Origin of the sequence: Leptolyngbya sp. NIES-2104 (assembly GCF_001485215.1) — a bacterium.
In the GTDB taxonomy this organism is placed as follows: domain Bacteria; phylum Cyanobacteriota; class Cyanobacteriia; order Leptolyngbyales; family Leptolyngbyaceae; genus Leptolyngbya.
The window spans coordinates 3,752,098-3,766,675 of record NZ_BBWW01000001.1 but is presented as its reverse complement, the minus strand read 5'-3'; the positions used below and the strand labels follow the sequence as shown (position 1 = coordinate 3,766,675).

Annotated in this window: 20 protein-coding genes; 10 read left to right on the top strand and 10 right to left on the bottom strand. The window is 46.8% G+C overall.

What is annotated here, in order from left to right; translation table 11 throughout:
- Positions 1 to 84 precede the first annotated feature (84 nt).
- Positions 85 to 411, top strand: a complete 327-nt coding sequence (locus NIES2104_RS17845; RefSeq protein WP_058999622.1) for a hypothetical protein — start codon at positions 85 to 87, stop codon at positions 409 to 411.
- The gene (locus NIES2104_RS17840) at positions 380 to 628 is read left to right on the top strand and encodes a hypothetical protein (RefSeq protein WP_058999621.1); all 249 of its coding nucleotides are present in this window, start codon (positions 380 to 382) and stop codon (positions 626 to 628) included. Before NIES2104_RS17845 ends, NIES2104_RS17840 begins: the two co-directional genes overlap by 32 nt.
- A 45-nt stretch (positions 629 to 673) precedes the next feature.
- Here the strand turns inward: NIES2104_RS17840 and NIES2104_RS17835 are convergent, their stop codons facing one another.
- A complete protein-coding gene (locus NIES2104_RS17835; RefSeq protein WP_058999620.1) occupies positions 674 to 1,051 on the bottom strand; it encodes a type II toxin-antitoxin system VapC family toxin in 378 nt (125 codons plus the stop codon).
- The gene (locus tag NIES2104_RS17830; protein WP_058999619.1) at positions 1,041 to 1,265 is read right to left on the bottom strand and encodes a hypothetical protein; all 225 of its coding nucleotides are present in this window, start codon (positions 1,263 to 1,265) and stop codon (positions 1,041 to 1,043) included. Before NIES2104_RS17830 ends, NIES2104_RS17835 begins: the two co-directional genes overlap by 11 nt.
- A 202-nt stretch (positions 1,266 to 1,467) precedes the next feature.
- Between NIES2104_RS17830 and NIES2104_RS17825 the strand changes: the two genes are divergently transcribed.
- From NIES2104_RS17825 to NIES2104_RS17815, 3 genes are all read left to right on the top strand, one after another.
- A complete protein-coding gene (locus tag NIES2104_RS17825; RefSeq protein WP_058999618.1) occupies positions 1,468 to 1,857 on the top strand; it encodes a DUF6883 domain-containing protein in 390 nt (129 codons plus the stop codon).
- A gap of 5 nt (positions 1,858 to 1,862) precedes the next feature.
- Positions 1,863 to 2,111 (top strand): hypothetical protein, encoded by a 249-nt coding sequence (locus NIES2104_RS17820; protein ID WP_058999617.1) that lies wholly within the window; start codon positions 1,863 to 1,865, stop codon positions 2,109 to 2,111.
- A gap of 165 nt (positions 2,112 to 2,276) precedes the next feature.
- Positions 2,277 to 2,522 (top strand): hypothetical protein, encoded by a 246-nt coding sequence (locus tag NIES2104_RS17815; protein WP_058999616.1) that lies wholly within the window; start codon positions 2,277 to 2,279, stop codon positions 2,520 to 2,522.
- Positions 2,523 to 2,535: 13 nt separating this feature from the next.
- Here the strand turns inward: NIES2104_RS17815 and aspS are convergent, their stop codons facing one another.
- On the bottom strand, positions 2,536 to 4,332 hold the full coding sequence (aspS, locus tag NIES2104_RS17810; RefSeq protein ID WP_058999615.1) for an aspartate--tRNA ligase: 1,797 nt from the start codon (positions 4,330 to 4,332) through the stop codon (positions 2,536 to 2,538).
- Between the two features lie 245 nt (positions 4,333 to 4,577).
- Between aspS and NIES2104_RS17805 the strand changes: the two genes are divergently transcribed.
- Positions 4,578 to 5,288, top strand: a complete 711-nt coding sequence (locus NIES2104_RS17805; protein ID WP_058999614.1) for a GAF domain-containing protein — start codon at positions 4,578 to 4,580, stop codon at positions 5,286 to 5,288.
- Positions 5,289 to 5,341: 53 nt separating this feature from the next.
- Positions 5,342 to 6,601 (top strand): DNA repair exonuclease, encoded by a 1,260-nt coding sequence (locus tag NIES2104_RS17800; protein ID WP_059001867.1) that lies wholly within the window; start codon positions 5,342 to 5,344, stop codon positions 6,599 to 6,601.
- Positions 6,602 to 6,651: 50 nt separating this feature from the next.
- Here the strand turns inward: NIES2104_RS17800 and NIES2104_RS31875 are convergent, their stop codons facing one another.
- Positions 6,652 to 6,792 carry a hypothetical protein gene (locus tag NIES2104_RS31875; RefSeq protein WP_156426983.1) on the bottom strand — a complete coding sequence of 47 codons (141 nt, stop codon included), beginning with the start codon at positions 6,790 to 6,792 and terminating at the stop codon, positions 6,652 to 6,654.
- 149 nt (positions 6,793 to 6,941) lie between these two features.
- Here NIES2104_RS31875 and NIES2104_RS17795 point away from each other — a divergent pair, with 149 nt between their 5' ends.
- Both NIES2104_RS17795 and NIES2104_RS17790 read left to right on the top strand, forming a co-directional pair.
- A complete protein-coding gene (locus NIES2104_RS17795) occupies positions 6,942 to 7,913 on the top strand; it encodes a sodium-dependent bicarbonate transport family permease (RefSeq protein ID WP_058999613.1) in 972 nt (323 codons plus the stop codon).
- 4 nt (positions 7,914 to 7,917) lie between these two features.
- Entirely contained in the window at positions 7,918 to 8,214 is a 297-nt protein-coding gene (locus NIES2104_RS17790) for a hypothetical protein (protein ID WP_058999612.1), read from the top strand.
- Position 8,215: 1 nt separating this feature from the next.
- On the opposite strand, the gene NIES2104_RS17785 is transcribed toward NIES2104_RS17790, so the two are convergent.
- From NIES2104_RS17785 to NIES2104_RS17770, 4 genes are all read right to left on the bottom strand, one after another.
- Positions 8,216 to 8,551, bottom strand: coding sequence for a XisI protein (locus tag NIES2104_RS17785; protein WP_058999611.1), 336 nt, complete (start codon positions 8,549 to 8,551; stop codon positions 8,216 to 8,218).
- Entirely contained in the window at positions 8,539 to 9,051 is a 513-nt protein-coding gene (locus NIES2104_RS17780; RefSeq protein ID WP_339375147.1) for a XisH family protein, read from the bottom strand. Before NIES2104_RS17780 ends, NIES2104_RS17785 begins: the two co-directional genes overlap by 13 nt.
- Before the next feature lie 26 nt (positions 9,052 to 9,077).
- A complete protein-coding gene (locus tag NIES2104_RS17775) occupies positions 9,078 to 9,554 on the bottom strand; it encodes a Dps family protein (RefSeq protein ID WP_058999610.1) in 477 nt (158 codons plus the stop codon).
- Positions 9,555 to 9,628: 74 nt separating this feature from the next.
- Positions 9,629 to 9,889 carry a ParB N-terminal domain-containing protein gene (locus NIES2104_RS17770; protein WP_058999609.1) on the bottom strand — a complete coding sequence of 87 codons (261 nt, stop codon included), beginning with the start codon at positions 9,887 to 9,889 and terminating at the stop codon, positions 9,629 to 9,631.
- A gap of 250 nt (positions 9,890 to 10,139) precedes the next feature.
- On the opposite strand from NIES2104_RS17770, the gene NIES2104_RS17765 reads away from it, so the two are divergent.
- A complete protein-coding gene (locus NIES2104_RS17765) occupies positions 10,140 to 11,738 on the top strand; it encodes a SpoIID/LytB domain-containing protein (RefSeq protein ID WP_225895258.1) in 1,599 nt (532 codons plus the stop codon).
- Here the strand turns inward: NIES2104_RS17765 and NIES2104_RS17760 are convergent.
- Both NIES2104_RS17760 and NIES2104_RS17755 read right to left on the bottom strand, forming a co-directional pair.
- Positions 11,735 to 12,886, bottom strand: a complete 1,152-nt coding sequence (locus tag NIES2104_RS17760) for an FAD-binding oxidoreductase (RefSeq protein ID WP_058999607.1) — start codon at positions 12,884 to 12,886, stop codon at positions 11,735 to 11,737. The two genes, NIES2104_RS17765 and NIES2104_RS17760, sit on opposite strands and share 4 nt — an antisense overlap.
- A 109-nt stretch (positions 12,887 to 12,995) precedes the next feature.
- Positions 12,996 to 14,534 carry a hybrid sensor histidine kinase/response regulator gene (locus NIES2104_RS17755; protein ID WP_058999606.1) on the bottom strand — a complete coding sequence of 513 codons (1,539 nt, stop codon included), beginning with the start codon at positions 14,532 to 14,534 and terminating at the stop codon, positions 12,996 to 12,998.
- Between the last annotated feature and the right edge of the window lie 44 nt (positions 14,535 to 14,578).

Sequence of the window (14,578 nt, the reverse complement as noted above, 5' to 3'; positions counted from 1 at the left end):
TTGTCTGGTTCTGCGTTGGACTTGAGATCGTGCTTCTCATCGCATGGTTACGGAGATAACTGCGATTAATGATTTAATCACAACATGATCGATCGCGAACTCACTCTTGATGCAAGACACATTGCAAAACACCTTCCCAACACTCCACAAATGCAGAAACTTCTGGAACGAGAAGGCAGTGTTCATCTTTTCAACGATCGCGCCACGCTCGAACAGGTTGCCGAAACAATCTTGCAAAACGGCGAATTCACAGGCACAATTCGGGGACACGATCGTTACGGGCTTTACTTCCCAGAATCGATCGGCTATCGCCTCGATGCAGACGGCAATCAAACTCCGCTCTATTATGGAGAAATGAAGATCAAAGGAGACAAATATCATGTCATCCCCCGCACTCGCCCTAGTCGATAATTGGGATTTTACAGAACTGTGGGTTGATCCAACCGCCTCGCCCCCATACGTTTTGATCTTGCTCTGCGACGAGAAGGAAAACTGTAGCATCTACGATCCGGCTCAAAACTATCAAGTCGTCCATACCAGTTCGTCTTATCAAGACGCGAAACTCTGGCTCTTAGAAGATGAGTACGAGCGCGTCGAAGGACAACTCAGAGCAGAAAAAATTGCTTAAGTGATCGTGCTTCTCATCGCATGGTTACGGAGATAACTGCGATCGCTACCAATTTATGATCGTTAACTCCTTTACTTTGGCAAATTCTCGATCGCCCGTGACCAAGCTCGCTGAATTCTGAAGTGCGATCGCGGCAATCATCGCATCCGGTAACTTCAATCGATACTGTTGGCGAATCTCAATAATCTTCTGAATCAACAAAGTATCGCTTGCAATCAAACCCACCACTTCCACTCGTTGCAGGAACTGCTGAAACAGCTTGCGGTCACTCCGACTCAGCCCAACAAACGCTAGAAATTCGATCTGACTGATGATAGAAATTCCAACCCAATCCGCACCTTGCAAAAGTTGAACCAGTTGGGCTTCGCCTTTCAGTAATGCTGAGATTGCATTCGTATCGAGCAAATATCGCTTACCACTCATCCCGCAGCGCCCTTTGCATGGACACCGCATCTCCTTGCCACTCTAACTGTCCCGCCAAATCCGAAAAATCGTAAGCAGTTTTTTCAGTGGAATCAGATGCACTTGGATTGAGAATCACCACAATGTCTACTTGCCCAGACGATAGTGCTGTCGGAATATCCAAGTGCAAGTGTCCAGATTCATCGATCGTCGTGGTGAGTTTGAGAACTTCCATCGCAGGGCTATGAGTGAAGGTGGTTTCATTTTAGAATCTAAAGCCGCTCAAAGCACATCGATTTTGTATACGATCGTGCTTCTCATCGCATGGCTTCGGAAATAGGCAACGATGGAAGAGCGCGATCGCAGTTCATCCTCTTTAATCGATCGCTTAATGCAACAATCAACAGCACAATCACCAATAGAAGCGTCTCTAACTCGTGAACTGGACATCTGGCGACCCGTTGCCCAATGCTGAAAATGCAGAAATTGATCCTCGCAAATTTGTCGAGTACTCGATGAGTCCAGACAACCCAAACAACCAGGGAAAATGGATTGCATTTGAAGCACTTGGCTACCCGCTACATCCCAAAGAAGATCGTACGATCGCCGCCCAAATGATTATCGAACAGCTAAAACAAGCCATTCTCACCGCACCTGCAACCTCTGGCAAGCTCAATTCTCATGGGCAGCGCTTCACAGTCTCGATCAATCTGCAAGGACTTAATCAGCGACAAGGGCAGTTGGTCTGTGTGTGGCAAATCGATCACAATAGAGATGTACCGAGATTAATCACAACTTGGCTGGAAGTTTATCAAGACCCTGCTTAACTCACATGAAAGTAAAACTCTACGATCAAATTCAAACCCTTGTTGATGTGTCATCTGACTTCAACGATCGACCCATTCCAAGCGGCACGATCGGTACAATTGTCGAATGTTACACCCATCCCGAAGAAGGCTACGCGGTTGACCTCAGAATCGCTAACCCTGCCTTAATTGGTGAAGCAACTTATGAAAATGTCATTCTTCAGCCCGAACAGTTTATCGTCATTCCGCAACCCGCCAAAATCATCGCTTCATGAGCAACCAAGCGATCGTGCTTCTCATCGCATGGTTGCGGAGATAACTGCGATCGCTACCAATTTACGATCGTGGCAAATTCTCGATTGCCCGTGACCAAACTCGCTAAATTCTGAAGTGCGATCGCAGTGCTACGCTAAAATCAGCAAATTACACTAGACATTGCCATGACCTTGCAAGAAATCGAGCAAAAAGTTTATCAGCTATCGGTTTCAGAGCGACTATCTCTACTCAATACAATTACTCGATCGCTACAACAAGACCTAACCCAACGCCCGATGCAACCCGACAAGCGAGCCTTAGTCGAACAGCTTCGGGGCTGCTTAAAGCGATCAGGTGAACCAGCACCAACTGATGCAGATATTGCAACAATGCGTGAAGAACGCTTGGTGGAGAAATATCTAGACTCTTAACATGGGAGAGGGTCTAAGGCGTGCCCGGTTTATGTTTCACCGTAGAAGCAACGTGCAATTCCTTCAATTGTTTCTCATCTACACCAGACGGTGCACTCGTGAGCAAACACCGCGCCTGCTGCGTCTTCGGAAACGCAATCACATCGCGAATCGACTCTTCACCAGATAACAGCATCACCCAGCGATCGATTCCGTAAGCCAGTCCCCCATGCGGTGGTGCACCATACTCAAACGCCTCTAACAAGAAGCCGAATTTGTTCTGTGCTTCTTCTTGGGAAATGCCGATCGTTTCAAACACTTTTGCTTGCAGTTCGGGTTGATGAATCCGCACACTGCCACCACCCACTTCAAAGCCATTAAAGGCTAAGTCGTATGCTTGAGCACGAGCCGTTTTGAGATCATTGACATCTTCAGGATGCGGAGCCGTAAACGGATGGTGCAAGGCTTCTAAGCGCTTCTCGTCGGCATTCCACTCGAACATGGGAAAATCGACAACCCAGAGCAAATTCATCTTGTCAGGGTCAATCATGCCAAGTTCATTGCCGAGATATTGACGTAAGCGATCGAGCGTTTTATTCACCGTCGCCGTATCACCCGCCGCGAACAATAATAGATGTCCCGGTTTCGCTTCAGTACGGGTGAGAATGTCTTGTTTCTGAGCATCGGTGAGATTGTCTTTGATTGCTCCGATCGTATCAATCTCGCCATCTTCTCGAACCCGAATGTAAGCGAGTCCTCGCGCTCCCGCTTCTGATGCTTCTTTGAACACATCGCCACCGGGCTTAATTCGCACATTCGAGATCGCATCGTTTCCATTGGGAATCGGCAGAATCTTGACAAGTCCGCCTTTTTTCACGGCATCAGAAAAGACTTTGAACCCGGAATTTTCGACTACATCCGAAACGTTTACAAGCTCTAAACCGAATCGAGTATCAGGCTTATCGCTTCCATACCGATCCATTGCTTCGGCATAGGTCAAACGCGGGAACGGACGAGGAATTTCGACTCCTTTAATTGTCTTGATTAGATGACACACTAATCGTTCATTTAGCTCCAGAATTTCCTCTTGAGACATGAAGCTCATTTCCATGTCAAGCTGGGTAAATTCGGGCTGACGTTCGGCGCGTAAATCTTCATCGCGGAAACAACGAGCGATTTGATAATAGCGATCGAGTCCCGATACCATCAACAATTGCTTAAATAACTGCGGAGATTGCGGCAACGCATACCATTCACCCGCATTGACTCGTGACGGAACGAGGTAATCGCGGGCACCTTCAGGAGTCGATCGCGTCAAAATCGGCGTTTCCACTTCGACAAAGCCTTCTGTATCTTCTAAGAATCGGCGCATCGATTTGATCAATTGATGACGGATCTGAAGATTGCGACTCATACGATCGCGTCTGAGATCCAAATAACGATATTTCAGGCGCAACTCTTCACGCACCGATTCAGTTTCAGCCGCCGACACTTGAAAGGGTAACTGTTTACGAACGGCGTTGAGAATTTCGATTTCATCTGCGTAGATTTCAATTTCTCCAGTCGGAATCTTAGAATTGAGTGATTCGTCTGGGCGTTTTGTCACTCGTCCGACGATTTTGATCACATATTCATTTCGCAGTTCGCCCGCTGCTTTGTAAGAATTCGGAGTGCGATCGGGATCGCTGACAACTTGAACAATTCCTTCACGATCGCGTAAATCGATAAAAATCACATACCCGTGGTCACGTCGTCGATCCACCCATCCGTAAAGAGTGACCGTTTCACCAATATTGCTCGATCGAACTTGACCACAGTACAGGGTACGCATATCGCTAAAAAAAGGGGCTGAAAATTAGAAAACCTCCTAATTATGCCGTATCTGAGGCACGATCGCGAACGATATTTCGATCGAACTTAACTGAGCGATGTTAAGCACTGTCACATTTCACCACTTTGGCTTAGCTCAACCGCTAAGGTCATAAAAGAGAAGATTCGCTGTATTTAAGCGATCGCTAAACACTATAAAAACCCTATCGGCAACATTAAACTGCTTAATAAATCGAGGTTTATGCGATGGAAGCACAAAGACTAGCGCACGAAGCTGATCGGCTCGAAGCTCTGAAGCAATACCAAATTTTAGATACGCCACCAGAGCAGACATACGATGACTTTACTTTACTCGCCTCGTACATCTGCGAAGTTCCGATCGCGCTGATCAGTCTGGTTGATTCAGAGCGACAGTGGTTTAAATCCAAAGTGGGCTTAGAAGTAAACGAAACGCCGCGAGATGTTGCGTTCTGCAATACCACGATTTTAAGTCCCGAAATACTGATCGTCAGCGATGCCCTTTTAGATCAACGATTTGCAACTAATCCGCTGGTCACAGATGAACCGAGAATTCGATTTTATGCAGGTGCACCGCTCGTTACACCTGAGGGACACATTTTAGGGTCGCTCTGTGTGATCGATCGTAAACCGCGTGAGTTATCCGAAGTTCAGAAAACCGCACTCATTGCCCTAGCGCGTCAGGTGGTCATCCAATTAGAGTGGCGACGAGTTTCCGCCCATTTAGCGGAAGCGCTCGACCAAATCAAACTGATGGAAGGATTAATTCCTATCTGCTCTTACTGCAAAGGCATTCGAGATGATCAAGGCTATTGGTCAACGGTTGAGAAGTTCATCAAGCAGCATTCAGATGTCGAATTTACTCACGGAATTTGCGATGTCTGTCTGCAAAAGCATTTTCCCAATGTGGCAGAACGATGTTGCTCGAAAACCGATTGAATTTAAACGAGAATTAAGCAGTAAACTTGTTCTTGCTGATGGTGGTGACTGGTATGCCGCGATTTCTTCATCTTGCCGATGTTCACTTAGGATTCGATCGCTACGACAGCAAAGAACGCACGAAAGATTTTTATCTCGCGTTTGAAGATGCGTTGCGGAAATATGCGCTTGAAGCTCAAGTCGATTTTGTCATCATTGCAGGCGATCTGTTTGAACATCGCATCATTCAGCCGAACATTCTTAACCAAGCCAAGCTCTGTTTTCAGCTATTGAAAGAAGCTCAGATTCCGGTGATTGCGATCGAAGGGAATCACGATAACCGTCCCTATGGAACTGTCACAAATTGGCTCAAGTATTTAGCGAATGATGAATTAGTAATCTTGCTGGAACCCGATCGCGACGAAGCAGGCGGAATGGTGTATGAGATGTGGAACGGAGAAGCAGGCGGATATATTGATCTCGATTGTGGCGTGAGAGTGTTAGGGTCGCGGTGGTATGGCGCTTCAGCACCAAGAGCGATCGAGCGACTCGCAGAAGCAATGCAGCAACTTCCCCCCAGTCCCGGACACACTGTAATGTTGTTCCACCAAGGGCTAGAAGGTCAGATCGCTCGTTATCAAGGAGCCATGCGCTACATCGATTTACTGCCGCTCAAAGAAGCTGGAGTTGATTACCTCGCACTCGGACACATTCACAAGAGCTACACCGAGCAAGGATGGATTTTTAATCCTGGATCAACTGAAGCGAACAGTGTCGAGGAAGCAAACTACGATCGAGGTGTTTATCTCGTTGAATTGAGTGATCAAGGCATTGATGCTCAACTGAAAACCGATTACTACCAGCGTCCTTGGGTCAGATTGAAACTTAAAGCACGCGGACAAGAAAGCACTGAAGAAATTGAACAAAGCGCGATCGCACTTGTACAATCAGCAATCCAATCCGGTCAACTCAATCCAGAGATTCAGCCGATGGTCGAACTGCGAATCGAAGGACAAGTCGGATTCGATCGCTTAGATCTCGATGTCCGCACCCTCCAGCAGAATCTAAAACAACTCAGTCAAGCCTTGATTTTCTTGCTGAAATACGAGGCGGATTCGGTTGAGTATGCCTCCCCGATCGCGGAAGATGCTAGCAGACTTCAAATCGAGCAGGAAGTTTTTACTGATCTACTCGCAGGACACAATCACTATAAGAGTCGAGCGAATGAGTTAGCTAAAGGATTGATTGGACTGAAAGAAATGCAGTTAGAAGCGCGACCGGAGAATGAGCTTTATCAGTTCGTCGAGGAACTGTTAGGCAGCACTGTAGGTTAAAGAACATCGGTTTTTTGCCTTGGTAAATCCTATTCACCAAGGCAAAAGAACTATTTGCGTTTATTCAAAGATGCTAAGAGTTGAGGGCGTAACTGTTTCGCCCAAAGCTCGAAATTGAAGGTCGGACTATTTGGCGCGTTGATGTGCGATCGAGAAATACGATCGTTCCATTCATTCAGGGTTTGGGACATGGTGAGAAGCAATAAAGAACACCCGCGATCCTAATCATTCGCTTTGAACTTGAGGTTAAGCTGAGTTGAAGAGTGTTTAAAATTTGACATCGCTTGCGTCGATCGCCGTTCCTCGATTGAATGGAGAGTACCGTTATTTCTCCGATTGAATGGACTTTAGCCTGATCGTTTCTAACTTTCTAAATCCGCCTGTTTTGTTCTTTTTTCTAGGAATGCTGGCGGTAGGGGTGAAATCGGATTTAGACATTCCTGCACCGATTCCAAAACTATTTTCGCTGTATTTATTGTTGTCGATCGGGTTTAAAGGGGGAGTCGAACTTTCTCGCAGCGGAATTAATCAAGCAGTGATCGTCACTTTGCTGGCAGCGATCGCGATGTCGATTCTGGTTCCGATCTATACGTTTTTCATTCTGCGATCGCGCTTAGATCCCTATAATTCTGCTGCGATCGCTGCCACTTATGGATCAATCAGTGCGGTTACTTTTATTACGGCTGGATCATTTCTCGATCAGTTGCAAATTCCGTATGACGGTTACATGGTTGCAGCATTGGCGTTAATGGAATCGCCTGCAATCATCATCGGATTGATCTTAGTGAATGTGTTTACCGATCGCGCTAGTGATTCCGAATCGATTCAATGGGGTGAAGTGTTACGAGAAGCATTCTTTAACGGTTCTGTGTTTCTCTTAGTCGGGAGTGTTGCGATCGGGTTTCTCACCGGTGAGCATGGATGGCAAACTCTGAAACCGTTCACGCAGGATATGTTTTACGGGGTGCTGACTTTCTTTTTACTTGATATGGGATTAGTCGCAGCGAAGAGAATTAAAGAATTGCAGAAATCTGGAGTATTCCTCGTTTCGTTTGGTATTTTGATTCCGTTATTGAATGCAACGATTGGAATCTTTTTAGCAAAAGCGATCGCGCTTTCTTCCGGTGATGCACTTCTATTCTCAGTTCTTTGTGCCAGTGCATCTTATATCGCAGTTCCCGCAGCGATGCGTTTAACCGTTCCTGAAGCGAATCCAAGTTTCTATATTTCTGCTGCACTAGCGGTCACATTTCCATTCAACATTCTGATCGGAATTCCATTGTACGAATACGGAATTACTTTGCTTTGGTAGTGGTATGCACAGCGTTAAACGAATTGAAATGATCACAGACTCGATCGAGCTTCCCAAAATTATTCGCAGTTTAAAGGAAGCGAATATCGATCGCTATACCATCTTTCGCAATGTGGAAAGTAGCGGCGTTTCTGGAACCGATGATGCGATCGAGATGGCGTATATCATCGCGTTCTGTGCACCCGAACAGGTGAAGGACGCGATCGAGAAAATTCGCCCGATCCTAAATCGCTTTGGTGGGTCGTGCTACGTTTCGGACGCGATGGAAGTGCGATCTCTAAACTGCACAGCACTGCTCTAAGTCATACAACTCCGTAACCTGACAGGGCACGCTTGTAAGGAGGATGTAATCCAAGAACGATGTCTTCCTTCGGAATTCCCATCTCTACCAGTTCCGCGGCAATATCGCGCTCAGTCATATTCCGCTGAATCCAGATTTTTCCGTCCTTGATATCAATGTGAATGTAGCAGTGATACACCCGTTTCAGACCGTCCCAACCCACATCTAGCAATTGATAATGATCACGCTCTGTATCAAATACTAACTGACATTCGACAGATCCTTGTTCTTGCTCTACATCTGCTTGAGTCGTAAGCATTTGGCGAATTGATTGGCGATACTGTTCTAGTCTTTCCATTCAATAATCCTCTCGCTTTCTGAATCATAAACAAGCAACCGAATTTGATAAAGTGTGACAGATTCTTGTACAAAACGCTCTTGAAAGAATGAGGTAAATGTTTCAACCGGAACCGCAAGATACAGAACTCGCTCTGATTCCGTCATTTGAAGCGCTAATCGGTAGTTGAGAAATTGTCCTAGTGCCGCATGAAAATCAGTAATCACGGAGGCATTCAAAAAGCTCTTGATTTCAACTGCAATTTTGCGTCCTGCTTTTTCAGCCGCAAGAACCTTTTCAGCCGCTAAATCAATCTCAAGTCTAACTCCATCAATTTTGATCTTCAGTGGATCTGCTGTAATTAACCACTGCTCTTTTAGAAGCGCATTTTTTACAGCATGGTGAAATAAATCTTTCGCTCCCATCGGATTGAACCAAACTACAAGAGGGTAGAGAACGATCGTAATTCGTTTCGGCGGATCGCCATTTGTTAAACAAAAAAGCCCGAATGCAACCAGCATTCGAGCGATCGTTCAAGCGTAAAAGATTACGCTTCTAGCAAACTCCGCAACATCCATGCGGTCTTTTCGTGTACCTGCATCCGTTGGGTCAGCAGATCAGCCGTCGGTTCATCATTCGCTTCGTCCACCAGCGGGAACAACGATCGAGCCGTTCTCACCACCGCTTCTTGTCCTTGCACCAAAAGCTTGATCATTTCTTCGGCTTTTGGAACGCCAGGAGTTTCATCGATCGAACTGAGCTTCGCATATTCGCTATAGGTTCCCGGTGCGGGATATCCCAATGCCCGAATCCGTTCTGCGATCAAGTCCACCGCCAAAGCAAGCTCGGTGTACTGCGTTTCAAACATCGTGTGCAGTGTTTGAAACATCGGACCTGTGACATTCCAGTGGAAGTTATGCGTTTTCAAATACAGCGTGTAAGTATCTGCCAACAAGCGAGACAGACCATCTGCAATCTGTTGCCGTTTTGTATCTTCGATGCCAATTGCAACTTGACTAACCATTGTGTTCTCCTACTAAATACTGAGAAAGAGTGAGCGCTCCAGTACTGGCTATTATCTCGTAGCCAGAACGAAATTTAAGCTAAATGTTGTTTAAGAACTGCTCTTGGGGCGCGGCGGACATTGCACAAAATCGTTTCGTGTCCGAGACGACTACAGGCTTCGTAGCGGTGACAGCCTGAAAATCCGTAATACTGTCCGTCTACTTCCAAGACATCGATCGGCTCTTGCAGCCCGATTTCGGAGATCGATTCCATGAGATTTTTTACTTTCTCTTGGTCGTTCTGCCGAAATAAGGGGCGGCGGATCTGACTGATAGGGATTTCTTCAACTTTCATGAACCTTCTCTTCACCCGACTTCTATATCATACTCATAATGACTTCGACTTGCAACCATTTCTGAAAATTGATTTTGGACTCGATCGCACATTGAATTGATTCCGGAATCGCGCAAGCTGGGGCAAAAATTGATTCCGTAAAAATGCGCGATCGACACACTCTGATTCGTAAAATTGCCATTACAATCAGACACAGGTTTTCACCCGCCTTCCTTGAATAGAAAGAGGCTCGACTCCCTTGGTTCTCACATTGGCTAAACTCAATCCATTCATTCTCGGTATTGCTTGCATAATCGGATTCGCGACATCTGCACAGGCGCAGCAAGATGTAGGGATTCAAATCGGAATTATGCAGCGGTTTGGCGATCGCACAAAAGATACGATGACGCTAAAAGCAAATTCGGGCGATCGCTTAACGATTCGGTTTGATACCAACGGTAAGCCGCAAACGCTCACCGCACCGGAAGTAAAGCTTGAAACCACGCTGCAAAAACTCCCTCAGCCTGTGGTAGAAGAGCGGGTGATCTTCAGTACACATCGAAGTTTTGAGTCGGCAGAAGATCAGGCGCAAGAATGGAGAGCACAAGGCATTGAGGTCGAAATTGCTCAACCCGATCGCTGGCAAGTTTGGGCAAAACGCGATGTGTATAACACTCCACTCGTGCGGCGATTGTTATTAAAAAGCTTGCAGGCAAAAGGCATTCAAACTGCCCGAATTGAAAGCCGCGTGATTCAAGAAGTGCCACGTCCGACTTGGGTACTCAACGGGTTTCGGTATACCCGCGATGTGGTCGATGTCTCTTCGGGATCAGGCGTGATTCAAGTCGATCGAGAAAAAGACGATCTGCCCAATCGCCCATACGGTGGAGTACTACGAATTCAACCGAATGCGTACGGTAACTTCACGCTCGTTAATTTTGTTGGGGTGGAAACGTATCTCAGAGGCGTTGTACCGCATGAGATTGGCACTTGGGCACCGCAACCCGTTTTAGAAGCTCAGGCAGTTCTCGCTCGAACTTATGCACTGCGGAATGTGCGGCGGTTTGTGATTGATAACTATCAACTTTGTGCAACCACACAATGCCAGGTTTATCGCGGATTAGAGGGAGCGGCAGCTTCGACCGATCGAGCGATCGCGGCAACTCGCGGACTGGTGCTGACTTACCAAAATGAACTCGTGGATGCGGTCTATTCCTCGACAAGTGGCGGTGTGACTGCTGGCTTTAACGACATTTGGCACGGCTGGGATCGCCCTTATCTAAAAGCGGTCGTTGACTCGGTGAATCCGATCTGGGATCTTCAGGCGCGGAACTTAGCCGATGAACGCAATTTCCGAGCGTTTATCAATCAGAAGAAGGGCTTTAACGAAGACGGCACCGATATGTTCCGCTGGCGGTATGAGGTGTCTTTAGCTAACTTGAATCGAGAGCTACGAGACTATCTCAAAGCGGTTCGTCACCCAATAGCGAATTTCAAAACGATTCAGAACATTCAAGTGACACAGCGATCGAGCGGTGGACGAATTCTGAAATCGCAAATTACAACCGATGCAGGCACAATCAAGCTTGAGAAAGACGACATTCAAACGGTGTTTGAAGCGCCTGCTAGTACCTTGTTCTACGTCGATCCGGTGAGAGAGAAAAACAAAACGCTCAGAGGCTTTGTCTTTGTAGGCGGCGGATTCGGGCATGGGGTCGGAATGAGCCAGTTTGGATCATACAATCTAGGTCGATTGGGCTGGACAAGCGATCGCATTCTTAGCTTCTATTTCCCTGGTACACAACTGCAACCGATTAACAACTCGATTACCTTGTGGCGAGACCGCTCAAATGAGCGAGCCTCAAACTAGATAAATCGCTCTGGTAACACCTGCTGCAAAAGTGGATCGCGATCGCATGTCGCTTGAATCGCAAATCGTCGAGCGAGAGGCGGTACGAGCGCCAATGGATTACTAAACCCAGAAAAGACATACAGCCCTTCAGCACCGGGAACGGCTCCGACTAACGGCAAGCGATCGCGACTAAATGCGATCAAACAGTGCTGCCAGGTTCCTTTAAGTTCCCCAACTTTCGGCATGACCTGGCTGATTTTAGTTCGCAAATCGGCTTCACTTTGAACCGCATCGATCGCAGCATTTGGATCAGTCAAGGTGCGGCTGACTTGCCCGATGAGGATTCGACTATCCAGAAACTGAACCGCTCCAGCATCAAGAATCGCGGGGGCGGGTTCTTGTCCAGGTTGATCCCAAACGCGATCGTCACGGGTTGCTTCTGCTTCGAGCTTGAATCGTTCCGCTTCCGCAGGCATAACTAAGGTATTGAGCCGTAACTCGCTTCGGGGAATTTCGATGATTTCAGCGTGGGTGAAATATTGAGCGATCAACAATCCCGCATCTTTCAAAAACTGCCGCGTCAATGCTCCAATACATACCACTGTATTCGCTGCAAAGAAGTCTCCGTCGCTTGTACTCACTCCGCCTGAAATTAAAGTTTTTACCGTTGCAATCTTGTAAACTCCCGTGGAACGCTGCATTGCTTCGATGTATGCCCGCGCTGTTTTTCCAGCATCGATGTGTCCGTGTTTAACTGTCAATGCTCCAGCGATTCCATTCGGATCAAGCAAAGGTTCTCGTTCACAAGCGGCTTCAACAGTGAGAAATTTCGGTGGATCTGCGAAGTGGGAATAGTTCTGAATCAGAGCTTCAGGATTGGATTCGGGAGAAATTGATAATAGTAGGTCAATTTCGCGAAACTCAGTATCCGCACCGAGTTCAGCCGATAGAGTTTGATAAATTGCTTTACTTTCTGCACACAGTTGACGAGTGAGATCTGTCGTTCCTGACCAGTAAGCAATTCCGCCATAGCTGAATCGAGTTGCAGAAGGAGGATCAGGATCAGCATCGAGTAGCAGTACAGAAAATCCTTGCTGTGTGAGTTCGTAGCTGAGCGATGCGCCTGTGATACCTGCACCGATCACAATCCAATCGTAAGTTTGCATAGACAGAAATAAAAAATACGGCTTTTTGTCGATCGACCCATTCGCGATCGATACACTTTACTTGTATAGAAAATTTACAGCACTTTGCTGAGATCGGGGTGGACAAAGTTCAATCTCGCAATGGAAAGCATACGGTAAAAGTCGTTCCTTGATTTTCGCCTGCGCTTGCGACCGAGATCGAACCTTTGTGAAGTTCGACTAATTGACGCACGATCGCGAGTCCCAGTCCTAAACCTTGCTCAGAAGCAGCATTCGATTGATCTTGACGGAATCGATCGAACACATGCGGCAGAAAATCTGCTTGAATTCCAATTCCAGTATCCATCACTCGAATTTGTGCGGTTGTATCGGTACTGGTTAATTGCACAATGATTTTTCCACCTTGCGGTGTGAATTTGATGGCATTGGTTAGTAGATTCAGAAAGATTTGCTGCAATCGTTTTGGATCACCAGAAATGGTTGCATCGAGATCCATGGCGTTGAAATCGAGTTGAAGCTGTTTCGATTCGGCGGATAACTTCACCCCCTCGATCGCAGCAGAAAGCACCGCATACAAACTCACCGACATCAATTTCAGCGCCAATCGTCCGCGAATAATCCGCGAGACATCGAGCAAGTCTTCGATCAGTTGCGATTGAGATTCGGCGTTTCGCTCGATCGTTTCTAAAGCTCGATCGATAGAATCCGAATCTAAATTTCGAGTTCGCAGCAGTTTCGCCCAACCTAAAATCGCATTTAACGGCGTTCTCAATTCATGAGTTACAACTGCGAGAAATTCATCTTTATTTTGATTTGCGGTTTCTGCTTCAACTCGTGCTGCTTTTTCTTGTTTTAGTAATCGAGAACGGTGTAGCTCTTGACGTTTCATTTCTGTCACATCTTGTGTGACTCCTAGCATTCGTATCGGTGTGCCCTGGTCATTGCGCTCGATTTGTCCTTTGCAATTTAACCAGCGAATTTCTCCGGTTGGCTTAACGATGCGATATTCGTTGTGTAACTCAGCACCCGATTTTAGTGCATCGTCTAATCGAGTTTGGGCTTGAGCGCGATCGTGGGGATGAATAGTTGCTTCCCATCCTTCGAGTGTGGTCGGGCAGTGGTTCGGATCAAGTCCAACGAGTTCTGCGTAGTTCGGCGACCAAGATAGTACTCCGGTGACTAAATCCCATTCCCAGGCTCCCATGTGAGCGACTTCGAGCGCGAGTCTCAATCGCTCTTCGCTTTGTTTCAGCGCAATTTGGTTTCGGCGTAATTGTTGAGTCAGATCCGGATGACTAAATTGCTGTCGTAGGATTGCACTTTGTAAGGTGTGTTGTAATAATTCGGGCGTGATTTGGTGTTTTAGGATGTAATCTTTCGCACCAGACTGTAGAAACTGATGCGCGATCGCGATCTCAGGCACAATCACGACGATCGGCAAAAACGGTTCAATCTTGGTTAGGAGTTCTAGAGCAGGAAAATCGACGAGATCTGAACTGAGCAAAACCGCATGGAGACTGGAATCATGGCAAATTTGCAGGGCAGAAAAACCAGAATCCGCGTGCAAAAATTGGTGATCGACTTCACCCGTCTGAGATAAATACTGCTGATAGGTCTGTCGGTCAACCAGAGAGCGATCGACGATCAGGATTGTGCGTTGCTGCTTCATATCACTCTGTCGGGGGGTAAAACCTACGAGGAAGACGCAGAAAT